Genomic DNA, 23617 nt, shown 5'->3' with positions numbered 1-23617 from the left:
GGCGCCTTTTCGTTTCATCACGGATGTTTAAGATCGCCATCAACCTGCGTTGATCATCCGGAACCAGTGCCATGACCGATACCATCCGCATCAAGCGCTTTGTCGCGCGCCCCGTGATCGTGCCGATGAACCTGCCGCTCCAGACCTCGACCGGGGCGGTCGCCAGAGCGCCGCTGGTGCTGATCGACTGCGAGACAGATCAGGGCGCGGTGGGCCATGCCTATCTGTTCTCGATCACGCCGTCGGCCTTGAAGCCGCTGACAGCGATGGTCACGGAAATATCAGACTTGCTCTCCGGCGACGAGCTGCTGCCGTTCGAGATCGAGCGCAAGTTGGCCCAACGCTTCACGCTGCTGGGCCTCGCCGGCCTGCAACGGCTGGCGCAGTCCGGCATCGACATGGCGGCCTGGGACGCACTGGCGCGCACACGCGGCCTGCCGCTCGCCCGCCTGCTTGGCGGCGCGCCGAAACCGGTCAGGGCTTATAATTCGAAGGGGCTCGGCATCATGCCGGCCGGCGCCGCCGTAGACGAGGCGCACAAGCTGCTGGCCGAAGGCTTCCAGGCCGCCAAAATCCGCGTCGGCCGGCCCGATGCGCGGGAGGATCTCGCGGTCGTGCGCGCGGTGCGCAAGGCCCTCGGCGACCAGGTCACGCTGATGTGCGACTACAACCAGGCACTCACGGTGACCGAGGCCATCCGCCGCGGCGAGATGCTCGACGATGAGGGCCTCACCTGGATCGAGGAGCCGATCCGCCATGACGATTATGCCGGCTGCGCCCGCATTGCCGACGCGCTGCATACGCCGGTGCAGATCGGCGAGAATTTCGACGGTGCCTTCTCGATGCAGGCGGCGCTCTCGGCGGAAGCCTGCGACTACGTGATGCCTGATGTGCAGCGCATCGGCGGCGTCACCGGCTGGCTCCGCGCCGCCGCGCTTGCGCATGCCGCCGGCATCGAGATGTCGACGCACCTGTTCTCGGAGGTGAGCGCGCATCTGCTCTGCGTGACGCCGACCGCGCATTGGCTGGAATATGTCGACTGGGCCGACGCGGTGCTGTCGACGCGATTGCAGATCAAGGACGGCTTTGCGCTGCCGGGCGAGGAGCCAGGGAATGGGATCGCGTGGGACGAGGCGGCGGTCGCCAAATATTTCGTGACATGAGGCCGCCCGTCGCCACGTCGATCAGGGATCGACAAGCCTACGGCCGAACGGCGGCAATCATGCTCAGCTCGACCGGCGCTCCCCGCGGCAACTCGGCGACGCCGACGGACGTCCGGGTGTGACGGCCGCGATCGCCGAGGCGTTCGATCAGCCGGTCGGAGGCACCGTTCATGACCTGCGACTGTTGGGTAAATCCAGGTGCCGAGGCGACATATCCGACGACTTGCAGGACCTGGACGATCTTGTCCTCTCCGCCCGTTGCGTGGTTGATGGCCGCAATGCAGAGATCGGCGCAGAGGGCGGCAGCTTCCTGCGCGGCCGCGATATCGACGCCAGCGCCGACCTTGCCCGCATACAGCAGATCTTCGCCGCGACGGGGCAGCTGGCCGCTGACATAGGCAATTCCACCATGGATGATGACCGGCAGGTAGTTGCCGCCGGGCTTGTTCACGCCGCTCATCTTGAAAGCCTGCCTATTTTTACATCCGGTGGATGACGGACAATGGCAGGCGGGGAGTCGCGGATCAAGGCTGCGACGCTTTTGCATGCCGAAGACGACGCGTACTATAACGGTCCCGCATGACCACTTGGCGCCCACATCCCCATATCCGCGTCGTCGCGATCGGCCTGCACTGGCGCGACGGGCAGCTACTGGCGGCCGAGGTGCGCGACGATGCGGGGCGGATCAAGGGCGTGCGCCCACTCGGCGGCGAGATCGAGTTCGGCGAGAGCTGGCGCGCGGCGCTGGTGCGGGAATTCAGCGAAGAGCTCGGCATCGACGTCACCATCGTTGGCGAACCACTGGTGATGGAGAACATTTTCGTGCACGAGGGATCGACCGGGCACGAGATGATGTTCATCGCTAAGGTCGCGTTTCCGGATGGCGCGTTCGCCGGCCAGGACCGCATCGACTTCCGCGAGGATAATGGAGAGCAAATGGTCGCGCGCTGGTTCGACCTTGCCGATCTCGACGCGAATGGCGGGCCGAGGCTCTATCCAACCGGGCTGAAGGACTTGCTGCGCGGGAGCAAACTCGAACCGTCATCCTGAGGTGCGAGTGGCGCGATGCGACAGCATCGCACCGGGAGCCTCGAAGGATGAAGGCTCGGATGCAGCCAGGCCATCGCCCTTCGAGGGCCGCTGAAGAAGCGGCCACCTCAGGGTGACGGTCCGTATATATGTGCCGGCTGCATCAACATCGTCATTGCGAGCGCAGCGAAGCAATCCAGAATCTTTCCGCGGGTAACAGTCTGGATTGCTTCGCTGCGCTCGCAATGACGGAATGTGGGGCACAGCATGCCTGCATGCGCTACCACACCTCCGCGCGCGGCGCCATCAGCGTCAGCATTGCCATGGCAAGACAGATCGTCCGCATCGTTCTCCTCACTGTGATCCGCCTCCATCGCGCTTGTAGCGGAAGTCGCAATGGGAGGCGCCTTGCATGATCGTCTGCGTGCGCGTGAGCTTGATGTCGGGACCAAAACCTTCCGCGGTGGCAAAGTCCGCGGTGCAGATCAGGAGGAAACCGAGCTCCGGCTCGCCCAGGGCCTTGTAGAACTCGGCATAGGCACAGCGCGTCACGTCGAAAGCGAACGCGTCATGGGTCTGCTCGACGACGTCATAAGCGAGCGCATCGTCCCGGGCATAGGTGCGGAAGGCCGACGACACGGCCTTGCCGAGATCGCTCTCGTTCTTGGCCTTCCAGAATTCCTCGCCGAAGCGGCGATAGAGATCGCCGAGCGCCTTGCGCACCAGCGCGTTGGCGCGCGCCTCGCCCAGTTCGGCCTGCAACGCCTTGACCAGCGGCACCAGCACCTGCGCCTGGATCTTTGCCTGTTCGATGACGGACACGGTCATGGGCGACCTCGCGGGGAAGGCTGCATGGTAGCCAGGATGCGGCGTAAGCATAACCTCGACGGCGACGGTTAGCTAACTCTCGGCGGGGTAGGCCAGGAGGCCGCCAGCCACGACCCGCGCCGCCGGATTCATTTCAGCCTGTTTGACCTGCCCGGGCCCGAGAATGTGAAACACCGTCTCGCCGGCGGCGAGCAGATAATCCGTGATGATCCGCCGGTGGCACCGCCACCACAATGTCTCTGCGCACATGATGGCGCAGCGCTGCGTCTGCCCCAGTTCGCGCAAATGCGCGAGGCCACCGTGAAAGGCCGGGCTCATGGCGTGGTCGGCGTAATTGTGAAAGCTGCCGTTCTGCCAGAACGCATTGGCTTCGCGCGGCACCTCGCGTTTGCGGCTGCGCAGGCCACCGAGCGAGGCCATGTGCTCGTAGCCGATCGAAACGGCCGCGAGCGATTGCGGCAGGGTCTCGCGATTGTACTGCGGGTTAGTGCGCGAGCGCGGCACGGTGCGGACGTCGGCGACGAAGGTGACCGAGCTGCCTTGCAACAATTCGACGAATTCCTCGATCGAACGTGTGGCATGGCCGATGGTGAAGAAGGGATGAGCCATGGTGAGCTCGTCGACTCCCCTTGTGCCGATCAGCTTCGCAGCAACCGTAACGCCCGGCCCTTGTGCAGGGCGACGTGGTCGGTCTTGTCGCTCTTGATCTCGTATTGCGGATCGTCCGGGCTGGCGTGGTGAGTGTAGCCCTTGTAGTCGACGTCCTCCGTGTGAACGCGCAGGATATGGCCGCGCACGCGGCCGGCCTCGGAATTCCAGCTGACGTGGTCGCCGCGCTTGAAGGATTTCGTCGAGGGCTTCGGCATGGCGGAACAATGCGGGGGGCGTCCCGACGTTCCCGGACCGAGCTAGACGCTCCAGTCCGTCTTCGCTCTGCGAGCTACGCCGGACACGCCTGGTGTGGAGACGGATCGGTGGCTTGCCTAGCCGAAACTCGCGGCGGCAGCCCGCCTTCGCCCGTTGGGCTTCGGCGTGGCATCCTTCTCTCGCTTCGCGAGCGAAGGATGGTGGGCACGACAGGGATCGAACCTGTGACCCCTACCATGTCAAGGTAGTGCTCTCCCGCTGAGCTACGTGCCCTAGAGGTCATTTCATCGGTGGGGTCCCTATAACGGCTCAGGGGAGCGTGCGCAAGGACGGAACGGGGCCGATTTAGGCCGCCAGCATCTTGTTCACTTCGCTGACCAATTCGCGCAGATGCACGGGCTTGGACAGCACCTTGGCGTTCTTGGGAGCGTCCGAATCCGAGTTCAGGGCGACCGCGGCAAAGCCGGTGATGAACATGATCTTGATGTCGGGGTCGAGTTCCGAGGCACGGCGGGCGAGCTCGATGCCGTCCATCTCCGGCATCACGATATCGGTCAGCAGCATCTCGAACGGCTCTTCCCGCAGCCGCTGATAGGCGGCCATGCCGTTGTCGTGGGACGAGACCTGAAAACCGGCGTTTTCCAGCGCCTTGACCAGGAAACGGCGCATGTCGTTGTCGTCTTCGGCGAGCAGGATCTTTGGCATGGCAGGAAACGTCGAATCCCCAGAGGATATCAGCAGAGGTCACTAAGCCCGACAGAGGGTAAATTTGTGGTGAAAATCTTTACCTTGGGCCAGCTGCGCTGCCGGCCCTTTGTGAACCGGAATGGGCTCCGAATCAATCGAGCCGGACCGGCTGATCCCCGCCGCGACGCCTGCACGGTTAAGACATGTTCCAGCGTCCTTCACATCTTTTCGCTTGGCAGAATGGTTGCGATTCCGGACAATGACGACACATAAGAGCCGCTCGATCGGCCGAATCAATGCGATCTGGTCCCTGCCAGATCCCGGCACGAAGGGACGAAGCCTGAGAAGATGACCCGGTTTGACGGCGACATGTCGCCAGCCTTCGAGATCTTCGAGCCCGCCGAATGGCGCGCGCCTGTCATCTTCAACTCGCCCCATTCCGGCTCGAGCTATCCGGACGAATTCCTGGCGGCGTCGCGGATCGACCTGTCGGCGCTGCGGCGGTCGGAAGACTCGTTCATGGACGAGCTGATCGGCCATTTGAGCGAGCGCGGCTTTCCGACGGTGCGGGTCAATTTTCCCCGCTCCTATGTCGACGTCAACCGCGAGCCCTATGAGCTCGACCCACGCATGTTCACCGGCCGGCTGCCGAGCTTCGCCAACACCCGCTCGATGCGGGTCGCCGGCGGACTCGGCACCATTCCGCGCGTGGTCGGCGACGGCCAGGAGATCTATCGCGAGCGCATCCTGGTCGACGACGCGCTGGGGCGGATCGAGACGCTCTACAAGCCCTACCATCGCGCGCTGCGCCGGCTGATCAACAAAGTGCATCAGATGTTCGGCACCGTGGTGCTGGTCGACTGCCACTCGATGCCCTCGGTCGGCGTCAGCAGAGACGAGCCGCGCCGGCCCGATGTCGTGATCGGCGACCGCTACGGCACGAGCTGCACGCCGCTGCTTCCCGATCGCGTCGAGGAGACCTTGTCAGGCCTCGGCTATTCGATCGGCCGCAACAAGCCCTATGCCGGCGGCTTCATCACCGAACATTACGGCAATCCCGCGAGCGGCCTGCACGCGGTGCAGCTCGAGCTCAATCGCGCGATCTACATGGACGAGCGGCGGCGCGAGCGGAGTGCACGCTTTGCGCAAGTGGCCTCCGACTTCGGCATTCTGGCCGACGTGCTGGCAACCACGATTCCGTTCGCCGATCTCGGCCCGTTCCAGGCCGCGGCGGAATAGGCGCGGGCTTTTCTTACGATCATATCGTTTGCAATTGGCGCGAAGTCGCTGTCGCTTCGCCGCGCACTCCAAAACGAAAACAAGGCGCAAAGAAAAAAGGGCCGCTTCTGATGAAGAAGCGGCCCAAGTCTAGGGAGGAAACGCCCAAGGAGGGCAGCGGTAACGCCAAGCGCTACCGCACCGCAACAATATGCGACCGCGCCGCACAAAGTGCAAGGGCTTTTCAGCGGTTTCCCATGCAATTCGCACATGGCTCAGTTGCTTCCATGGAAACCCAGATTCAGTTCCTTTGATAAGGAAATTCAATGGGTTGATAGTCATTTGCATACGAACAAGGCAACTTCGGAACTAAGTTTTCAACTCTGTGATCGATATTTGGCCAGCAGATGACTGGGATGAGGCAGCGCGGCTCGGCATCCAAAATACCAGGGAGCAAAATCAAGACAACGCTGCACGCGGGAGGCGAATTGAGCTAGGCAGAAGGCGAGCTTCATCCAACCTTCGCTTCGAGGATTCGGCCTGTGACGGTGATCGACTTCTCCGCCTTCATCGGACGGCTCGCCACCGCCTCCGGCGAAACCATCCTGCCGTTCTTCCGCACCTCGCTGTCGATCGACGACAAGAGCAAGACCAAGGATTTCGACCCCGTGACCGAGGCCGACCGCGCCGCGGAGGCGGTGATGCGGCGGCTGATCAAGGCCAACTTTCCCCAGCACGGCATCGTCGGCGAGGAATTCGGCAACGAGCGCGAGGACGCCGACTATGTCTGGGTGCTCGACCCCATCGACGGCACCAAATCCTTCATCGGCGGCTTTCCGATCTGGGGCACGCTGATCGCGCTGCTGCACAAGGGCACGCCGGTGTTCGGCATGATGCACCAGCCCTTCATCGGCGAGCGCTTTTCCGGCGACAACGGTTCGGCCAACTATAAGGGGCCCTCCGGCGAGCGCCGGCTCCAGGTCCGCCGCTGCGCTTCGCTGTCGGAAGCCACGACCTACACCACGAGCCCCCTGCTGATGAACGAGGGCGACCGCGCCATCTTCGGCCGCATCGAGCAGGGCGCTCGGCTGTCGCGCTACGGAGGCGACTGCTACTCCTATTGCATGCTCGCCGCAGGTCACGTCGACCTCGTGGTCGAGACCGAGCTGAAGCCTTATGACATCGCCGCGCTGATCCCGATCGTGACCGGCGCCGGCGGCGTCGTCACCACCTGGGAAGGCAAGCCGGCCCAGGGCGGCGGCCGCATCATCGCAGCCGGCGACGCGCGGGTTCACGAAGAAGCCTTGAGGCTTTTGAACCAATAACGACTCTCACGTTGGCTGCTCCTCGGACGAAGCCGACCAAGCGCGAGAGGACGCACCGCCAGCGTGTAACCAACTCACACCGCCTCTGCCCTCAGATGCTCCACCAGCATCTTGGCCGGCTTTGGCAGAGCCTTGAAGCTTCGTGCGCAGATCACGAGGCGGCGGTTGGCCCAATTGTCGCGCAGGCGGACCATGGCGAGCGGCATCGTCTTGGCGCAGCGGCGGGCGGCGGCTTCGGGCACGAGGGCTACGCCGACATCGGCCGCGACCATCTGGCAGATCGCGTCGAAGTCGCGCAGGCGCGCGCGGAAATGCGGGCGCATGCCGAGCCGCGCGGCGTGCTTCGAGATGTGCATCTGGAGCGCGGTGGCGCTGGTGAGCCCGACGAACTCGCAGGCGCCCGCCTCCTGGAAATCGATCTGGCGGCGGCCGGCGAGCGGGCCGCGGCGCGAGGTCACCAGCGTCAGGCGATCCTCGCTGAAGGGGAAGCGTTCGATATGGTCCGGCAGCGCGTGCTCGGCGGCGAAACCGAGATCGGCGGCGCCTGCGGTGATGGCAGCGGCGATATCGGTGCTCTCGCGCTCCTCGATGTCGACGGCGACGTCGCGATGCTCACGCAGGAAACCGGCGAGCGCCTTGGGCAGATGCTCCGACAGGCCCGACGTGTTGGCGAGGAAATGCACGCTGGCGCGCACGCCGCTGGCAAAGCCGGCGAGATCGCCGCGCATGGCGTCGATCTGATGGATGACCAGCCGCGCGTGATCGAGCAGGCTCTCACCGGCCGCGGTCAACTCGACGCCGCGGCGCCCGCGCTTGAGCAGCGCGACGCCGAGCGCATCCTCGAGGCCCTTGATGCGTGCACTGGCCGAGGCCAGCGCCAGGTGCGAGCGCTCCGCGCCGCGGGTGATGCTGCGCTGGTCGGCGACGGCAATGAAGAGCTGGAGGTCGACGAGGTCGAAGCGCATGGCGGGTCTCTCCTCAGCCTTCGCTTGCAGCGAAGGCTCTCTCCGTAACCTCCAGATTGTGCCTGATCGCGGTATCGGTCAATGTGCAGATATGATCGACCCGATGCTCATCCTCATCGCCGCCGTCTTCCTGCTTGCCGGATTCGTCAAGGGCGTGGTCGGGCTCGGCCTGCCGACGGTCTCCATGGGCCTGCTCGCCGTGAGCATGGCCCCGAGCCGAGCCATCGCCATCGTGATCGTGCCGGCCATCATCACCAACATCTGGCAGACCTTCGTCGGCCCCTATTTGCGCGACATCCTGCGGCGGCTGTGGCCGCTGATGATCGGCACCGTGATCGGCTGCTGGCTCAATGCCGGCGCGCTGACCGGACCCCATGCGCGCTACGGCACGATCGTGCTCGGCGCCCTGCTCGTCATCTACGCCGTGATCGGCCTGAACAAATTCCAGTTCCGCGTCGCGCCCGGGAACGAGAGGTGGGTCGGCGGCGTGGTCGGCGTCGTCACCGGCGTGATCTCGGCCTCGACAGGCGTGCAGGTGATCCCCTCGATGCCGTTCATGCAGGCGATCGGCATGGAAAAGGACGAACTGGTGCAGGCGCTCGGCGTGTTTTTCACCACCGCAACGCTGGCGCTCGCCTTCAACCTGACCGCGGTCGGATTGCTGACGCCGGCCAATGCCGTGCCGGGCGCCGTGGGCCTTGCCATGGCCTTTGCCGGCATGTTCATCGGCCAGTCGGTGCGGGCGCGGATGCCGGCCGAAGCGTTTCGCCGCTGGTTCCTGATCGCGATGATCCTGCTCGGCCTCTATCTCGCGGGCGGCGCCCTGGCGAAGGAGTTCGCCTGAACGAGTTACCGGCTCTCCAGCATGGCGACACGGATGCCGAGATAGATGAAGAGGCCGCCGAGCGCGCGATTGACCCAGGCGATCGCCCCTTCGGACCGACGCAGCCGGTGCGCGGCCTTGGCCGCGAACGCGGCGAGCACCAGGCACCACAGCGTCCCCGTAAAGATGAAGATCAGACCGAGAGTCAGGAAGGCGAGCGGCTTGTGCGGCGCATCGGCTGCGACGAATTGCGGCATGGAAGGCCAGGAAGAACAGCGCGACCTTGGGATTGAGCGCATTGGTGAACACGCCCTGGAGGAAGACCCGCCGCAATGAGCTCCGCACCGGCTCGTCGATGCTTGAGGCCAGCACCGGGCGCGACCACAGCATCTGAAGCCCGGTCACGACGAGATAGGCCGCGCCGATCAGCTTCAGGATCGAGAACGCGGTCGAGGAGGCCATCAGCAGGGCCGAAAGACCGATCGCCGCGCCCGCGACATGGACAAAGCAGCCGCAACTGATGCCCAAGGCGGCAGCGGCGCCACCCCGCCAGCCCATCTGCATGCTGCGGCCAATCACATAGACCGAATCCGGCCCCGGCGTGATGTTGAGTAGCACGCCCGACAGGATGAAAAGCCCGATTTCGTGAATGCCCAGCATGCAAGCGGCCTCCCGCCGCCCGTCCGGGCGGTCCTGGTTCCGCTTAGTCGGTTCGCCCGTCCCCGTCCACCGCCGGGATTGCGTAGGATTTAGCTCGAATTTGCAATGCGGATCATGCTTCCGCTCGGCCTCATCTGCTTTATAAAGGTAGGGTTCTTGAAATGCGGGATTCGAGGCGACTACCACGCCGTGGCCGATCCCAGATTCCTGACCAAGACCCTTTGGAGCTTCGCGGATATGGAAAGACGTCTGGCCGCCATTGTCTGCGCCGATGTCGCCGGCTACTCGCGCATGATGGGCAGCGACGAGGCCGGCACCCATGCCGCCTTCAAGGCCCATCGCAGCGCGATCCATCCCATCATCCTTAATCACGGCGGTCGGGTGGTGAAGAACACCGGCGACGGCTTCCTGCTGGAGTTCGCCTCCATCGTCGGCGCCACCGAGGCCGCGATCGCGATGCAGACGCTGATGGCGGAGCGCAATCACCATTTGCCCGCCGACCGTGCCATGCAGTTCCGGCTCGGTATCCACATGGGCGACGTCATCGCCGACGAGGACGAGGTTTTCGGTGACGACGTCAATATTGCCGTCCGCCTCGAATCCGTGGCGAGCCCCGGCGGCTTCGCCATCTCGGCCAAGGCCTATCGGGAGGCGAGCAAGCATCTCGCCGTGCCGCTGACGGATGCCGGCAATCACCGCTTCAAGAACATCAAGGATGCCGTCGGAGTCTTTACCTGGACGCCCGAGGGCGCGCCGGCGCTTGCCCCCGAGCTCCGGGAAGCCTCAGCCCTGTCGCAGCAGTACCGCACCGCGATCGTCGGCGTGCTGCCCTTCGCCAATCTCAGCGACGCCCAGGACGAATATTTCTCCGATGGCCTCACCGAGGATCTGATCCACGCGCTGTCGCTGCAATCCTTCTATCGCGTGCTGAGCCGCAACTCGACCTTCGCCTTCAAGGGCAAGAACACGAGCACGCGGCTGATCGCGCGCGAGATCGACGCCACCTACCTGATCCAGGGCTCGGTGCGGCGCGCCGGCGCCAAGATCCGCGTCACCGCCGAGCTGATCGCGCCGGAGACCGGCGAGCAGCTCTGGACCGGCCGCTACGACCGCGACATCGGCGATTTGTTCGCGATGCAGGACGAGATCACGACCAACCTGTCCGCTGCCATCGCCACCGAGATCGTCCGTGCGGAAGCCTCGGCGCCGGCCCGGCTTTCCACTGACGTCTCCGCCTGGGATCGCTTCCTCAAGGGGCTATCGCATTACTACCGGCAGACCAAAGAGGATTTGGTCGCCGCCGTCGACCTGTTCCGTGAGGCCATCCGGCTCGATCCCAAGCTGTCGATCGCACACGCCTATCTCGCCACGATCCAGATCCAGAGCATTCAGTTCGGCTGGGTCAAGGGCACGCGCGAGATGTGGGCCGAGGCGATGAGCCTTGCCGAAACCAGCGTCCGGCTCGATCCGCGCTCCTCCTTCGCGTTCTCGATCCTGACCTGGGCGCACGCGTTGGAGGGTCATCACGAGGCGGCAATGGATGCCGCCAAGCGCGCGGTCGCGCTCAATCCTTACGACAATGGCGCGCGCGGCGTGCTCGGCATCTGCCATTTCATGATCGGCGAGCACCGCGAGGCGATCGAGCTGTTCTCGATGGCCGCGCAACGCGACAGCAGCGACCCGCGCTACCAATGGGCGGCGCTGAACGCGTTCAGTCATTATCTTCTGCGCCAATATGACGCGACGCTGTCATGGGCCCGCGAGCAGCTCTACATCAACCCGAATCACATGCAGGCGCTGGCGATCCGCGCCGCAGCGTTGGCGCAACTGGGGCGAAGCGACGAGGCGAGCGAAGCCGCCTGCGTGCTCATGGGCAACTACCCGACCCTGAACGTCGATCGTCACCTGCGCAACTTCCACTGGAAGCGGCCCGAGGACATCGCCCATTATCGCGAGGGGCTGCTGAAGGCCGGCGTGCCGCTCGGCAAGCTGACGCTGGTTCAGAGCGACGTCAAACGGGCCGCCGAGTCCTGAACGGCAGGCTGCGGTCCCTTCGCGGCAAGCTGCTCGCGCCCGCTGTTGTTGACAGGACAGTGAAATCAGCCACACTTCATCACACGCTGAAGTAGTATAATCTGCTGTCGGTTTGTTAGGACTTTCCGCGCTTGATCGGCGCGTCTTTTTTGCGATTCGCCGTTTTCAGGATTTGGGCCATGCATGACCGCGCTTCGAAGCCGCCCTTCGACCCCTCGATCCAGGTCTCGCCGAACAATCCCTGCCCCTTCCTGCGCGGCCTCGTCGGCGAAGGTTTTGTCGATGGCGGCACCGTCCCACTCCGGACGCTGTCGCAGACCATCGCAAATGCAAGCGGCGAGACCGGGCTGAAGAAGACCTCGGCCCGCATCCAGGTCCGCGGCGTCGCGCTGATCGCCAACGGCGCCTGTCACATCCTGCAGAGCATCTTCTGGGGCACGCAGCTCAATATGTTGCGCGGCGGTCCGCTCGACAAGCTTGGTGCCGGCTCGCGCATCCTCGGCGTCGACGGCCGGGTCAACGAGGACGAGATCGCCCGGCTTGCCAGTTTCGGCGGCACCTATACCGATCCCGATGGCGGCTCCGAGAGCGGGCTCAACGCCTCGCAAATCCAGACCTTCATGAAGGACAACCTCAAGCGCGCCGGCAAGCAAGCGCGCTGGTACTACCCGATCCTGATGAAGTTCGAATGGCCGATCCTGCTCAAGATCATGGGCAAGGGTCAGGGTGATGACCGCTATCTCAGCGTGGCCGAGGTGAGGACATTGTTCAACGAGCGCAAATTCCCGGTCAGGATCACGCAGCGAGTCGTGAGCCAGCCGGTCACTCCGCCCTCGCTCGTATTGCGCGCTGCCGGCGGGCTCATCGCCGCGCTCCTCGTCCTTGGCGTCGTGGCGCTGCGCTTTCCCGATCAATTCCAGCCGATGCTGCCCGGTATCCTCGGGGACCTGGTGGCGCCGCCATTGCCGGCGCACGTCGAACCCCGGGCCGCGTACTGGCTCGAGCAGAACTGGGCACTCGAGGACCGGCACTGGTTTCATCACGCCAGCCAGGGCACCGCGACCTTCCCGGTGCCCTATCGCTGGTTCATGGCGCTCGAGCAGCCGCGGCTTCATTTCTTCGCAAAGCCAGGGATGCTGCATGACAGCGAGCATCTGCAGCGCTTCGGCTTCATCCCGAGCCCGCAGACGATCAACACCGATGACGCCACGCTGCGCCAGTTCGGCTATGCGAACGTCTACGACAAGAGGAAGCCGGTGCCGGCGCGACTTTGGGATCCGCCGGTGAACTGGGGCACCCAGGCCGAAAACGTCGACGGCCTGCCGGTGGGCTTCGCGCGCATGACCGGCGTACCCGATCCTGCGACCGGCCAGGTCGGCGAGGATCGGATCGGCCTGACCTGCGCCGCCTGCCACACCGGCCAGATCCACTACAAGGGCATCGACATCCGTTTTGACGGCGGCCCGGCGATGACCGACCTGAGAAAGCTCGAGATCACGACTGGCCTGTCGATTGCCTACACGCTGCTCGTGCCAGGCCGCTTTACGCGCTTCGCCGATCGTGTACTCGGCGCCTCCGCCAGCGATGCAGATCGCGATGCGCTGAAGCAGAAGCTGAGTGCGATCAGCACATTCCTGATCGACTGGGAGAAGACCTACAAGAAAACCATCGACGGCAAGACAAGGTTCAACGAGAAAACGAAGCGGGAAGAGCAGCAGCAAGATACGGAGGAAGGATACGGCCGTCTCGACGCGCTCAACCGCATCGGCAATCAGGTGTTCGCCCAGGACATGGCGCTCAGCGGCCTCAGCGGCTTCGAGAAAAATCTGCACGCCAAGGACGCGCCGGTCAGCTTCCCACCGATCTGGACCGTGCCCTGGCTCAAATACGCGCAATATGACGCGTCCATCGAACAGCCGCTGATCCGCAACGCCGGCGAAGCGCTGGGCGTGACCGCGCTGCTCAATCTGTCCGACAATACTCCCAAGGACAGGCTGTTCCGCTCGTCGATGGATATCAAGAATCTGAACTGGATCGAGGATCTGCTGAAGGGGTCGGCGCCCTATCCTAAAAAGCAGCTCTCCGGACTGACATCACCGAAATGGCCGTCGGACATCTTCGGCGATGATGCCTGGAAGATCGATGGTGAGCGCGTCAAGAGCGGCCGCAAGCTTTACGCGCAACTCTGCGCCGAATGCCACCTCGGGCCGGTCAACGACCCCATGTTCGACGCCGAGTTTCCGGATCAGAGCATCTGGTCCTCGTCGCGCTGGGAGACCATCGGCGCCGACAAATTCCTGAACGAGGTCCAGAAGAGCGTCAAAGGCATGGGGACCGATCCCGCTCAGGCCAGCGTGCTGGAGACGCGGACGGTTCAGGTACCGGGCTTTCTCAAGCTCGATCCCTCGCAGAACCTCAATGCCTGGTGGAACTGCAATCTGCCGGATATTTCTTCGACCGACATGCCGTACTCGCTTGGGCTGATGGTGCTCGTCGACATCGTCGCCCGCAAGGCGATGGACGATGCCAAGATCGACCCGAAGGTTCAGCAGGCCTGGTGGGGTGAGCGCAAGAACTGCCCGAATCCCGGTCCGCAGCCGCCCGACAAGAAGGAGCCGCGGCCCTGGTATCGCGCGCGCCCGCTCAACGGCGTCTGGGCCACAGCGCCTTACCTGCACAACGGATCGGTGCCCTCGCTCTACTGGATGCTGAGCCCCGCGACCGAGCGTCCCAAATCGTTCTGCATGGGTGGTGGCCGCGACTACGATCCGAAGCAGGTCGGCTTCGCGGTCACCGACGGCGAGAGCTGCAAGACCGGGCACTCGCGCTTCTCGACGCGGGCGTCTGATGGCACCGAGCTGTTCGGCAACAGCAATGCCGGCCACTCGTTCGACGGCACACCAGGCCCCGGCAAGGACGGCACCATCGGCCGCGTGCTCAAGGAGCAAGAGCGCTACGATCTGATCGAGTATCTGAAGACGCTGTGAATGACCTTCACCTCTCCCCGCTGGGGTCCGCCGAAGCTTGAGCGAAGGCGGGTGCGGGGACAGGCCGGAATGCGTCCACACCGTCATTGCGAGCGCAGCGAAGCAATCCAGACTGTCTCCGCGGACGCAGTCTGGATTGCTTCGTCGCAAGGGCTCCTCGCAATGACGGAGAATGAGGACTCTCCGCGAGTCCAACTCTCACCGTCCTTGCGGAAACAGCCCCTCACCCCAACCCTCTCAGCGCGAGCGAAGCTCGTCGCGGCCCCGTAAGAACGGGGCGAGGGAGTACACCATCGCTGCCGCGTCTCACTTGAACAGCGGCGTGCCCGGCACGAAGGCGTCGAAGGCGGCCCAGAACTGGGAGCGGTAGCGGTCCTGCTCCTGGAGGATCTCGTGCTTGGAGCCGGCGATCACGAGATGAGAGCCGGCGCGCAAGTGATAGGCGAACTCCTCGATTGCCGCGGTCGAGACCACGGTGTCGTTGGACGCCGCCAGCATCAGGATCGGCTGGCGGATCTGGGAGGGGTAGTTCACGCGCTTGAAGGTGTGCATCGCGCGGAAAGCGGTATCGGCCCAGGCGACCGTCGGTGACGCCAGTCCGAGCGTCGGGTCTTCCTCCAGGATCGCGGCATTGCGCGCATAGCGCACCGGATCGCTGGTCAAGGGATTGTTGATGAAGGGATCGAGCCCGGTGAGGCGGTCGCTGCCGCCGGGAACGTAACGGCCGCCCTGCCCGAGCAGCCGCATCGTCTTGAGCAGCGCACGCACCGGGAACGAGGTGGTGCGCCCGGGCAGGTCGATCATCGGCGCCGACAGCACCATGCGGTCGAACCAGCGCTTGCCGGCATGCGCCACCCGCAGCAACACCGTGCCGCCCATGGAATGGGCGAGCGCGAAGAAGGGCGGCGGGCAATCCGGCAGCACCACCTGCTGCACGAAGGTCTCGACGTCGATCTCGAAATCGGCGAAGTCGCGCACATAGCCCTTGCGCGGATCGCGCAGCCGGCGCGACGAGTGCCCCTGGCCGCGCCAGTCGATCATCGCCACCGCGAAGCCGCGCTCGCGCAGGTCGCGCACGGTCTCGAAATATTTCTCAATCTGCTCGCTGCGCCCGGTGAAGACGCAGACGGTGCCCTTGCGGTTCGCCGGCGGCGCCCACCGCGCAAAGCGCAGTTCGGCGCCATCGGGTGTCTTGATGGTGCCACTAACGACGTTTTCGGGGACGGGATTGGACGGGATCGAGACCAGCGTCATAGGCGGCAAGTACTGCAAATCAAGGGGCTAAAGCGCCGAAAAGGCGCAAATGCCGCCCTCTTGAACGCCGTCTCGTTCCACCCATATCATTTTCGTGCAGGCCGCTACCAGTGTTTCGGAACCGGAACATCAGGCTGCACACAGAGATGAGCCCGGCCCGATTGGCGGGCGGGTTACCAACAGTCGCTCAATGGAGGACTTGACCATGCGTAGCTACGATCTCACCCCGTTCTATCGTTCCACCGTCGGCTTCGACCGTCTCTTCAACCTGCTCGATCAGGCCAGCTCGGACGGCAGCCCCGGCTATCCCCCCTACAACATCGAGCGCACCGGCGAGAACGCCTACCGCATCACCGTTGCGGTATCGGGCTTCGCCAAGGATGAGCTCTCCATCGTCGCGAAGGAAAACACGCTGACGATCAAGGGCGAGAAAGTCGCGAACGAGAACTCGAAATCCGAAGTGCTCTACCGCGGCATCGCCGCGCGTGCCTTCGAGCGCGCCTTCCAGCTTGCCGACTTCGTGCAGGTGAAGGACGCCTCGCTCGAGAACGGGCTGCTTCACGTCGACCTCGTCCGCGAGATTCCCGAGGCCAAGAAGCCGCGCCAGATCGCGATCAACGCCGGCGCGAAGGCGCAGGTGATCGAGAACTCGGCCGCGCAAGCTGCCTGAGCCAAGCGACTTCCAGGTTGCGAAAACGCCCCGGTGCCCCGGGGCGTTTTTTTGTTTTGCACTGCATCACAGAGCGGTGAAGACGAGTAACGCTGCCATCTCTCCCTCCGTCCTTTGGGCACCGAACCCAAGAAATCGAACCCAAGAACCGAACCCAAGACAAGACGGAGAAAAGATCATGTCACTCTGGCGCAGCCTTTTCGTCGCCGCGAGCCTTTTGGCGGCTCCCCTCAGCCTTGCCCATGCGCAGACACCGCAGACGGTGAAGGCGAAGAACGTCGTGCTGGTGCACGGCGCCTGGGCCGACGGCTCGAGCTGGTCGGAGGTGATCCCGATCCTGCAGGCGGCAGGCCTGCATGTCACCGCCGTGCAGAATCCGCTGTCCTCGCTTGCGGATTCCGTCGAGGCGACCAAGCGCGCGCTGGCCGAGCAGGACGGGCCGACCGTGCTGGTCGCGCATTCCTGGGGTGGCACCGTGATCAGCCAGGTCGGCACCGACCCGAAGGTCACCGGCCTCGTCTACGTCGCCGCCCGCGCGCCCGATGCGAACGAGGATTTCGTGGCGCTGTCGAAGCAGTTTCCGACCGGACCTGCCCGCGCCGGCATCATCGAGCGCGACGGCTACACCAAGCTCTCGGAAGAGGCCTTCCTGAAGTACTTCGCCAATGGCGTGAAGCCGGAGCAGGCCAGGGAGCTCTATGCCGTGCAATGGCCGACGGCGGCTTCGATCTTCGCCGGCCGCACCACGGAGGCGGCGTGGCGCTCCAAGCCGAGCTGGTACGCCGTGTCGAAGAACGACTACACCATCAACCCTGATTTCGAGCGCTTCCTCGCCAAGCGCATGAGCGCCACCACGATCGAGCTCGATGCGGGCCATCTCTCGCTGGTGTCGCATCCGAAGGAAGTGGCGAATCTGGTCCTGGAAGCTGCGGGGTATCCGCGGAGCTGAAGCGATCGCCGAAATGCAGAAGGCGCCTGAATTGCTCAGGCGCCTCTTGTTTTTGCTCAGCTCTCTCCCCGATGTCGTCCCCGCGAAGGCGCCGCGAACGCGGGGACGACAGCGAGGGTGTGATGGGCACTGTCGCGTCACCCTCGCGTCGCCCTAATCCAGCCCCTGCGCGGCCGGCATCTCCTGCGTCGGCAGGATCGTCGGCGCAGGCTTGGCCTGAGCGACAGTCGGCGCCGCGGCTTGTGACACGGGCTCGGCCGGCTTGGCCGGCACGGCGGCTGCCTGCTGCGGGGCTTGTGCCTGCACTGCCTGAGCCTGCTGCGCCACCGGCGCGGCCGGCTTCGCCGCCGCGATCGGTGTCTCGGCGCGTCGCGGGGCGGCCCTGGGCAGCGGCACGGCGCGGCTTGCCACATGCGGGATCGACGCCGGCGGGCGCGGCGGGCCGCTGCGGATCACGGTCGGCGGCGGCAGCGCGCTTTGCGGCCCGTAGGGCGCGCGTTCGTCGTAGGCCGGCGCCATGCCATAGGCGTCGGCGGCTGGCATGAAGCGGATGATCCGCCCGTCGCGGGCGTCGATCACCAGTCGGCCATCGTCGCCGCGATGATCGATCACCGCGATGGTGTAGACGTTGCCGCGCAGGCGTGGGATGCCGAGCGGCGAGAAGCCGTTTTCGCGCAGCACCGCGTAAACCTCCGTTGAGGGCAACAAGACCTGCGCCGGACCGCGTTCCTCGTAGCCGTAGCCATACCCGTAACGCGGCGGCGGGGCGGCCTCCGGCGGCGCGTACGGCCCGTCGAAATCCGACACGGCGATAATGGCCCCTCTCCCGATACCGCTCGCGGGAACCTGGGCGTACCCCGCACTTGCAGCCAGCACCAGCGCGGCGGCCGCCACACAACCTGTGAAAAACTTCATGATCGAGACGCTCCTGTCAGGCCCTCCGATGGCCGCCCTCTTTCGCTTCTTGCGGCGGGGCGCGCCTTCCGAAGGGTTGATCCGAAGCTTCATTGGGGATTTCGGCGGCCGCGGGGCCGGATCGGGGCGCGTTTGCTTCAAAACCGGGGCTGCGCAACTTTTGGAAAGCGATTGATTGACATATCGGGAATCGGGACTTTCGCGCGCTTGTGTGCTAGACAAAAATTTGGCAAGGTGATGGTTAGGACAGGAAGACTGTCTCAATTTTGCTTGCGGTTCCGGCATAGGGATTGCAACGAAAGTCGGTGCTCTCGAGCACCGTAAGGCAACGGGCAAAGCCGTTCTCGGGGACGAAGAACGCCTAGGCCTGAATTTAAGAAAATGCGGCTCGCAGCGGACGAGCGGTGACCCAGAGGCGGGTGCCGCGGAACGCCCAAGGTGCGCCGAAGATGGCGGTGAGGCAGCTTGCCGCACGGAGAGGACAGGAACAATGAACGGGTCGCAATTCGAGCGCGCAAACATCGTGGCAGAAGAGCTGTCGGCGACGGTCGCCTCGAAAACGACCGATCCGATCACCTCACCGATTCAGGAGCACAATTCGCGTCCCAAAGCCGAGGGCCTCTACGATCCCGCCCTCGAGAAGGATTCCTGCGGCGTCGGCTTCATCGCCAACATCAAGGGCAAGAAGTCGCACGAGATCGTCTCGGACGCGCTGAGCATCCTCTGCAATCTCGAGCACCGCGGCGCCGTCGGCGCCGACCCGCGCGCCGGTGACGGCGCCGGCATCCTGGTGCAGATTCCGCACGCCTTCTTCAGCCGCAAGGCCAAGGAGCTCGGCTTCGCGCTGCCGGCGCCGGGCGAATACGCCATCGGCGCGCTGTTCATGCCGCGCGACACGGCCTGGCGTAACGTCATCAAGAGCATCATCGCCGACCAGATCAAGGAAGAGGGCCTGACCCTGCTCGGCTGGCGCGACGTGCCGACCGACAATTCCTCGCTCGGCGTCACCGTAAAGCCGACCGAGCCTGCCTGCATGCAGGTGTTCATCGGCCGCAACGGCACCGCCAAGACCGAGGACGAGTTCGAGCGCCGGCTCTATATCCTGCGCAAGTCGATCTCGCAGGCGATCTACCAGCGCCGCGACCGCGGCCTCGCCGGCTATTACCCGTGCTCGATGTCCTGCCGCACCGTGATCTACAAGGGCATGTTCCTCGCCGACCAGCTCGGCAAGTACTATCCCGACCTGCACGAGAAGGATTTCGAGAGCGCGCTGGCCCTCGTGCATCAGCGCTTCTCGACCAACACCTTCCCGGCCTGGTCGCTGGCGCATCCCTACCGCATGATCGCGCATAACGGCGAGATCAACACGCTGCGTGGCAACGTCAACTGGATGGCGGCCCGCCAGGCCTCGGTGAGCTCCGAGCTGTACGGCAAGGACATCAACCGGCTCTGGCCGATCTCCTATGAAGGCCAGTCGGACACCGCCTGCTTCGACAATGCGCTCGAATTCCTGGTGCAGGGCGGCTACTCGCTGCCGCACGCCGTCATGATGATGATTCCGGAGGCGTGGGCCGGCAATCCCTTGATGGATGAGAAGCGCCGCGCCTTCTACGAGTATCATGCCGCGCTGATGGAGCCGTGGGACGGCCCCGCCGCGATCGCCTTTACCGACGGCCGCCAGATCGGCGCCACGCTCGACCGCAACGGATTGCGGCCGGCGCGCTATCTCGTGACCAAGGACGACCGCATCGTGATGGCGTCCGAGATGGGCGTGCTGACGATCCCCGAGGACCAGATCATCACCAAGTGGCGCCTGCAGCCCGGCAAGATGCTGCTGGTCGACCTCGAGCAGGGCCGCCTGATCCCCGACGACGAGATCAAGGCCGAGCTCGCCAAGAGCCATCCCTACAAGGAGTGGCTGGAGCGGACCCAGATCGTGCTGGAAGAGCTGCCGAAGGTGCCGACCACCGGCGTGCGCTCGAACCTGTCGCTGCTCGATCGCCAGCAGGCGTTCGGCTACAGCCAGGAAGACATCACCATCCTGATGACGCCGATGGCGGCCACCGGCGAGGAAGCCGCGGGCTCGATGGGCAACGACACGCCGATCTCGGCGCTGTCGGACAAGGCCAAGCCGCTGTTCACCTACTTCAAGCAGAACTTCGCGCAGGTCACCAACCCGCCGATCGACCCGATCCGCGAGGAGCTGGTGATGAGCCTCGTCTCCATCATCGGACCGCGGCCGAACCTGTTCGACCTGCAGGGCATGGCCACGACCAAGCGCCTCGAAGTGCGCCAGCCGATCCTGACCGACGCGGATCTCGAGAAGATCCGCTCGATCTCGGAGGTGGCCGATTCGCACTTCAAGTCGCGGACGCTGGACACCACCTTCCACGCCGGTCTCGGCGCGGCCGGCATGGACCAGGTGCTGGATGAGCTCTGCGCGCGCGCGGAAAGCGCGGTGCGCGAGGGCGTCAACATCATCATCCTGTCTGACCGCATGGTCGGCACCGACCGGGTGCCGATCCCGGCACTGCTGGCCTGCGCCGCCGTGCATCATCATCTGATCCGCGTTGGACTGCGCACCTCGGTCGGCCTCGTCGTCGAATCCGGCGAGCCGCGCGAAGTGCATCACTTCGCCTGCCTGGCCGGCTACGGAGCCGAAGCGATCAATCCGTACCTCGCGTTCGAAACTATCATCGCGATGAAGGACCGCCTGCCCGGCTCGCTCGACGACTACGAGATCGTCAAGCGCTACATCAAGTCGATCGGCAAGGGCCTGCTCAAGGTGATGTCCAAGATGGGCATCTCGACCTACCAGTCCTATTGCGGCGCGCAGATCTTCGACGCGGTCGGCCTCAAGGCGGACTTCGTCGCGAAATTCTTCGCAGGCACCCATACTCGCGTCGAGGGCGTCGGTCTCGCCGAGATCGCCGAAGAGGCCGTGCGGCGTCATGCCGACGCGTTCGGCGAGGCGCTGGTCTACAAGGGCGCGCTCGATGTCGGCGGCGAATACGCCTATCGCAGCCGCGGCGAGGACCATGCCTGGACCGCCGAATCGGTGTCGCTGCTCCAGCACGCCGCGCGCGGCAATTCGCAGGAGCGCTACCGCGCCTTCGCCAAGATCCTCAACGAGCAGTCGGAGCGTCTTTTGACGCTGCGCGGCCTGTTCCGGATCAAGAACGCGGAGGAAGAGAAGCGCAAGCCTGTAGCCCTCGACCAGGTCGAGCCGGCCAAGGACATCGTCAAGCGTTTCGCCACGGGTGCGATGAGCTTCGGCTCGATCTCGCGCGAGGCGCACACCACGCTCGCGATCGCCATGAACCGGATCGGCGGCAAGTCGAACACCGGCGAAGGCGGCGAGGAAGCCGACCGCTTCAAGCCGATGCCGAACGGCGATTCCATGCGCTCGGCGATCAAGCAGGTCGCCTCGGGCCGCTTCGGCGTCACCACGGAGTATCTCGTCAACTCCGACATGATGCAGATCAAGATGGCGCAGGGTGCCAAGCCCGGCGAAGGCGGCCAGCTGCCCGGCCACAAGGTCGACGCGACCATCGCAAGAGTCCGGCACTCGACGCCGGGCGTGGGCCTGATCTCGCCGCCGCCGCACCACGACATCTATTCGATCGAGGACCTGGCGCAGCTCATCTACGACCTCAAGAACGTCAACCCGACGGGCGACGTCTCGGTCAAGCTCGTCTCCGAGATCGGCGTCGGCACGGTGGCTGCGGGCGTTGCCAAGGCACGCGCCGACCATGTCACCATCGCGGGCTTCGAGGGCGGCACCGGCGCTTCGCCGCTGACCTCGATCAAGCACGCCGGCTCGCCGTGGGAGATCGGCCTCGCCGAAACCCACCAGACCTTGGTGCGCGAGCGGCTGCGCAGCCGCATCGTGGTCCAGGTCGACGGCGGCTTCCGCACCGGCCGTGACGTCGTGATCGGCGCGCTCTTGGGCGCCGACGAGTTCGGCTTCGCCACCGCGCCGCTGATCGCGGCCGGCTGCATCATGATGCGCAAGTGTCACCTCAACACCTGCCCGGTCGGCGTCGCGACCCAGGATCCGGTGCTGCGCAAGCGCTTCACCGGCCAGCCCGAGCACGTGATCAACTACTTCTTCTTCGTCGCCGAAGAAGTCCGCGAGATCATGGCCTCGCTCGGCTTCCGCACCTTCAACGAGATGGTCGGCCAGGTGCAGCTGCTCGACCAGACCAAGCTGGTCGCGCACTGGAAGGCCAAGGGGCTCGATTTCTCGAAGCTGTTCGTCAAGCAGAAGGAAGAGAAGGGCCAGAAGATCTATCACTCCGAGCGCCAGAACCATCATCTGGAGGCGGTGCTCGACCGCACGCTGATCGAGCAGGCAACGCCTGCACTCGACCGCGGCGCACCGGTGAAGATCGAGGCCACGATCAACAGCACCAACCGCTCGGCGGGTGCGATGCTGTCGGGCGCGGTTGCCAAGATCTACGGCCATGCGGGCCTGCCGCACGACACCATCCATGTCGGCCTCAAGGGCACCGCCGGCCAGGCCTTCGGCGCCTGGCTCGCCCACGGCGTCACCTTCGAGCTCGAAGGCGAAGGCAACGATTATGTCGGCAAGGGCCTCTCCGGCGGCAAGATCATCGTCAAGCCGCCGAGGAACTCCGCCATCGTGCCGGAAGAGAGCATCATCGTCGGCAACACCGTGATGTACGGCGCGATCGAGGGCGAATGCTACTTCCGCGGCATCGCCGGCGAACGCTTCGCCGTGCGCAATTCGGGCGCGGTCGCCGTGGTCGAGGGCGCGGGCGACCATTGCTGCGAATACATGACCGGTGGCATCGTGGTCGTGCTCGGCAAGACCGGACGCAACTTCGCGGCCGGCATGTCCGGCGGCATCGCCTACGTGCTGGACGAGGCCGGCGACTTCGACAAGCTGTGCAACCTCAGCATGGTCGAACTCGAGCCGGTGCTGTCGGAAGAGCTGATCAACGCCGGCACCTATCACCACTCCGGTGACCTCGAGGCACACGGCCGGGTCGACGTGTTCAAGAACCTGCTCGCCTCCGACGTCGAGCGGCTGCACGTGCTGATCACGCGCCATGCAAAGGCAACCGGCTCCAAGCGCGCCGCCGACATCCTTGCCAACTGGAAGGACTGGCTGCCCAAATTCCGCAAGGTGATGCCGGTCGAGTACCGGCGCGCACTGCGCGAAATGGCCGCCAACGCGGACGCCGAGCCGAAAATCGCGATCGGGGCGTAAGAAAAAG

Annotated in this window: 18 protein-coding genes, 1 tRNA gene and 1 pseudogene; 10 read left to right on the top strand and 10 right to left on the bottom strand. The window is 64.8% G+C overall.

What is annotated here, in order from left to right:
• Window positions 1-71 precede the first annotated feature (71 nt).
• Complete coding sequence (locus ACVIIV_RS11925) at window positions 72-1163, top strand: enolase C-terminal domain-like protein (protein ID WP_456744356.1); 1092 nt, start codon at window positions 72-74, stop codon at window positions 1161-1163.
• Between the two features lie 37 nt (window positions 1164-1200).
• Here ACVIIV_RS11925 and ACVIIV_RS11920 read toward each other — a convergent pair whose 3' ends face one another.
• Entirely contained in the window at window positions 1201-1623 is a 423-nt protein-coding gene (locus ACVIIV_RS11920; RefSeq protein WP_456744355.1) for a RidA family protein, read from the bottom strand.
• Between the two features lie 119 nt (window positions 1624-1742).
• On the opposite strand from ACVIIV_RS11920, the gene ACVIIV_RS11915 reads away from it, so the two are divergent.
• Window positions 1743-2213: an NUDIX hydrolase gene (locus ACVIIV_RS11915; RefSeq protein WP_456744354.1), complete on the top strand. Its 471-nt coding sequence runs from the start codon at window positions 1743-1745 to the stop codon at window positions 2211-2213.
• Between the two features lie 333 nt (window positions 2214-2546).
• Here ACVIIV_RS11915 and ACVIIV_RS11910 read toward each other — a convergent pair whose 3' ends face one another.
• From ACVIIV_RS11910 to cpdR, 5 genes are all read right to left on the bottom strand, one after another.
• On the bottom strand, window positions 2547-3020 hold the full coding sequence (locus ACVIIV_RS11910) for an L-2-amino-thiazoline-4-carboxylic acid hydrolase (protein WP_456744353.1): 474 nt from the start codon (window positions 3018-3020) through the stop codon (window positions 2547-2549).
• Window positions 3021-3092: 72 nt separating this feature from the next.
• Window positions 3093-3629: a DUF488 domain-containing protein gene (locus ACVIIV_RS11905; protein ID WP_456744352.1), complete on the bottom strand. Its 537-nt coding sequence runs from the start codon at window positions 3627-3629 to the stop codon at window positions 3093-3095.
• 29 nt (window positions 3630-3658) lie between these two features.
• On the bottom strand, window positions 3659-3886 hold the full coding sequence (locus ACVIIV_RS11900; protein ID WP_456744351.1) for a DUF2945 domain-containing protein: 228 nt from the start codon (window positions 3884-3886) through the stop codon (window positions 3659-3661).
• Window positions 3887-4085: 199 nt separating this feature from the next.
• Window positions 4086-4160: transfer RNA gene (locus tag ACVIIV_RS11895), tRNA-Val, on the bottom strand.
• A 72-nt stretch (window positions 4161-4232) separates the two neighbouring features.
• Window positions 4233-4592, bottom strand: coding sequence for a cell cycle two-component system response regulator CpdR (gene cpdR / locus ACVIIV_RS11890; protein ID WP_007597092.1), 360 nt, complete (start codon window positions 4590-4592; stop codon window positions 4233-4235).
• Between the two features lie 330 nt (window positions 4593-4922).
• Here cpdR and ACVIIV_RS11885 point away from each other — a divergent pair, with 330 nt between their 5' ends.
• A complete protein-coding gene (locus ACVIIV_RS11885; protein ID WP_456744350.1) occupies window positions 4923-5813 on the top strand; it encodes an N-formylglutamate amidohydrolase in 891 nt (296 codons plus the stop codon).
• A 521-nt stretch (window positions 5814-6334) separates the two neighbouring features.
• On the top strand, window positions 6335-7117 hold the full coding sequence (hisN, locus tag ACVIIV_RS11880; RefSeq protein ID WP_456744349.1) for a histidinol-phosphatase: 783 nt from the start codon (window positions 6335-6337) through the stop codon (window positions 7115-7117).
• Window positions 7118-7191: 74 nt separating this feature from the next.
• Here the strand turns inward: hisN and ACVIIV_RS11875 are convergent, their stop codons facing one another.
• Window positions 7192-8082, bottom strand: a complete 891-nt coding sequence (locus ACVIIV_RS11875) for a LysR substrate-binding domain-containing protein (protein WP_456744348.1) — start codon at window positions 8080-8082, stop codon at window positions 7192-7194.
• Between the two features lie 91 nt (window positions 8083-8173).
• On the opposite strand from ACVIIV_RS11875, the gene ACVIIV_RS11870 reads away from it, so the two are divergent.
• Window positions 8174-8926, top strand: coding sequence for a sulfite exporter TauE/SafE family protein (locus tag ACVIIV_RS11870; RefSeq protein WP_456744347.1), 753 nt, complete (start codon window positions 8174-8176; stop codon window positions 8924-8926).
• Window positions 8927-8931: 5 nt separating this feature from the next.
• On the opposite strand, the pseudogene ACVIIV_RS11865 reads toward ACVIIV_RS11870, so the two are convergent.
• A pseudogene (locus ACVIIV_RS11865) lies at window positions 8932-9565 on the bottom strand (LysE family translocator).
• A gap of 237 nt (window positions 9566-9802) precedes the next feature.
• On the opposite strand from ACVIIV_RS11865, the gene ACVIIV_RS11860 reads away from it, so the two are divergent.
• Together ACVIIV_RS11860 and ACVIIV_RS11855 are read left to right on the top strand one after the other, a co-directional pair.
• On the top strand, window positions 9803-11599 hold the full coding sequence (locus tag ACVIIV_RS11860; protein ID WP_456748709.1) for an adenylate/guanylate cyclase domain-containing protein: 1797 nt from the start codon (window positions 9803-9805) through the stop codon (window positions 11597-11599).
• A gap of 179 nt (window positions 11600-11778) precedes the next feature.
• Window positions 11779-14586: a di-heme-cytochrome C peroxidase gene (locus ACVIIV_RS11855; RefSeq protein ID WP_456744346.1), complete on the top strand. Its 2808-nt coding sequence runs from the start codon at window positions 11779-11781 to the stop codon at window positions 14584-14586.
• A gap of 306 nt (window positions 14587-14892) precedes the next feature.
• Here ACVIIV_RS11855 and ACVIIV_RS11850 read toward each other — a convergent pair whose 3' ends face one another.
• Window positions 14893-15840 (bottom strand): alpha/beta fold hydrolase, encoded by a 948-nt coding sequence (locus ACVIIV_RS11850; protein ID WP_456748708.1) that lies wholly within the window; start codon window positions 15838-15840, stop codon window positions 14893-14895.
• 205 nt (window positions 15841-16045) lie between these two features.
• Between ACVIIV_RS11850 and ACVIIV_RS11845 the strand changes: the two genes are divergently transcribed.
• Complete coding sequence (locus tag ACVIIV_RS11845) at window positions 16046-16510, top strand: Hsp20 family protein (RefSeq protein WP_035997846.1); 465 nt, start codon at window positions 16046-16048, stop codon at window positions 16508-16510.
• Between the two features lie 178 nt (window positions 16511-16688).
• Window positions 16689-17459 carry an alpha/beta fold hydrolase gene (locus ACVIIV_RS11840; RefSeq protein WP_456744345.1) on the top strand — a complete coding sequence of 257 codons (771 nt, stop codon included), beginning with the start codon at window positions 16689-16691 and terminating at the stop codon, window positions 17457-17459.
• Window positions 17460-17612: 153 nt separating this feature from the next.
• Here the strand turns inward: ACVIIV_RS11840 and ACVIIV_RS11835 are convergent, their stop codons facing one another.
• On the bottom strand, window positions 17613-18374 hold the full coding sequence (locus ACVIIV_RS11835; protein WP_456744344.1) for a hypothetical protein: 762 nt from the start codon (window positions 18372-18374) through the stop codon (window positions 17613-17615).
• A 490-nt stretch (window positions 18375-18864) separates the two neighbouring features.
• Between ACVIIV_RS11835 and gltB the strand changes: the two genes are divergently transcribed.
• The gene (gene gltB, locus ACVIIV_RS11830) at window positions 18865-23610 is read left to right on the top strand and encodes a glutamate synthase large subunit (RefSeq protein ID WP_456744343.1); all 4746 of its coding nucleotides are present in this window, start codon (window positions 18865-18867) and stop codon (window positions 23608-23610) included.
• The last annotated feature ends 7 nt before the right edge of the window (window positions 23611-23617 follow it).

Source organism: Bradyrhizobium sp. USDA 4354 (genome assembly GCF_054060315.1).
The sequence above is the reverse complement of the archived record's forward strand: the minus strand, read 5'-3'. Positions and strand labels throughout refer to the sequence as shown.

What these genes read in the sequence shown, in the direction of transcription:
- ACVIIV_RS11875 (WP_456744348.1), bottom strand. Translation starts at nt 8,082, where the DNA reads ATGCGCTTCGACCTCGTCGACCTCCAGCTCTTCATTGCCGTCGCCGAC.
- ACVIIV_RS11920 (WP_456744355.1), bottom strand. Translation starts at nt 1,623, where the DNA reads ATGAGCGGCGTGAACAAGCCCGGCGGCAACTACCTGCCGGTCATCATC.
- gltB (WP_456744343.1), top strand. Translation starts at nt 18,865, where the DNA reads ATGAACGGGTCGCAATTCGAGCGCGCAAACATCGTGGCAGAAGAGCTG.
- ACVIIV_RS11910 (WP_456744353.1), bottom strand. Translation starts at nt 3,020, where the DNA reads ATGACCGTGTCCGTCATCGAACAGGCAAAGATCCAGGCGCAGGTGCTG.
- ACVIIV_RS11845 (WP_035997846.1), top strand. Translation starts at nt 16,046, where the DNA reads ATGCGTAGCTACGATCTCACCCCGTTCTATCGTTCCACCGTCGGCTTC.
- ACVIIV_RS11855 (WP_456744346.1), top strand. Translation starts at nt 11,779, where the DNA reads ATGCATGACCGCGCTTCGAAGCCGCCCTTCGACCCCTCGATCCAGGTC.
- cpdR (WP_007597092.1), bottom strand. Translation starts at nt 4,592, where the DNA reads ATGCCAAAGATCCTGCTCGCCGAAGACGACAACGACATGCGCCGTTTC.
- ACVIIV_RS11885 (WP_456744350.1), top strand. Translation starts at nt 4,923, where the DNA reads ATGACCCGGTTTGACGGCGACATGTCGCCAGCCTTCGAGATCTTCGAG.
- ACVIIV_RS11900 (WP_456744351.1), bottom strand. Translation starts at nt 3,886, where the DNA reads ATGCCGAAGCCCTCGACGAAATCCTTCAAGCGCGGCGACCACGTCAGC.
- ACVIIV_RS11850 (WP_456748708.1), bottom strand. Translation starts at nt 15,840, where the DNA reads ATGACGCTGGTCTCGATCCCGTCCAATCCCGTCCCCGAAAACGTCGTT.
- ACVIIV_RS11840 (WP_456744345.1), top strand. Translation starts at nt 16,689, where the DNA reads ATGTCACTCTGGCGCAGCCTTTTCGTCGCCGCGAGCCTTTTGGCGGCT.
- ACVIIV_RS11835 (WP_456744344.1), bottom strand. Translation starts at nt 18,374, where the DNA reads ATGAAGTTTTTCACAGGTTGTGTGGCGGCCGCCGCGCTGGTGCTGGCT.
- ACVIIV_RS11860 (WP_456748709.1), top strand. Translation starts at nt 9,803, where the DNA reads ATGGAAAGACGTCTGGCCGCCATTGTCTGCGCCGATGTCGCCGGCTAC.
- ACVIIV_RS11905 (WP_456744352.1), bottom strand. Translation starts at nt 3,629, where the DNA reads ATGGCTCATCCCTTCTTCACCATCGGCCATGCCACACGTTCGATCGAG.
- ACVIIV_RS11915 (WP_456744354.1), top strand. Translation starts at nt 1,743, where the DNA reads ATGACCACTTGGCGCCCACATCCCCATATCCGCGTCGTCGCGATCGGC.
- ACVIIV_RS11925 (WP_456744356.1), top strand. Translation starts at nt 72, where the DNA reads ATGACCGATACCATCCGCATCAAGCGCTTTGTCGCGCGCCCCGTGATC.
- ACVIIV_RS11870 (WP_456744347.1), top strand. Translation starts at nt 8,174, where the DNA reads ATGATCGACCCGATGCTCATCCTCATCGCCGCCGTCTTCCTGCTTGCC.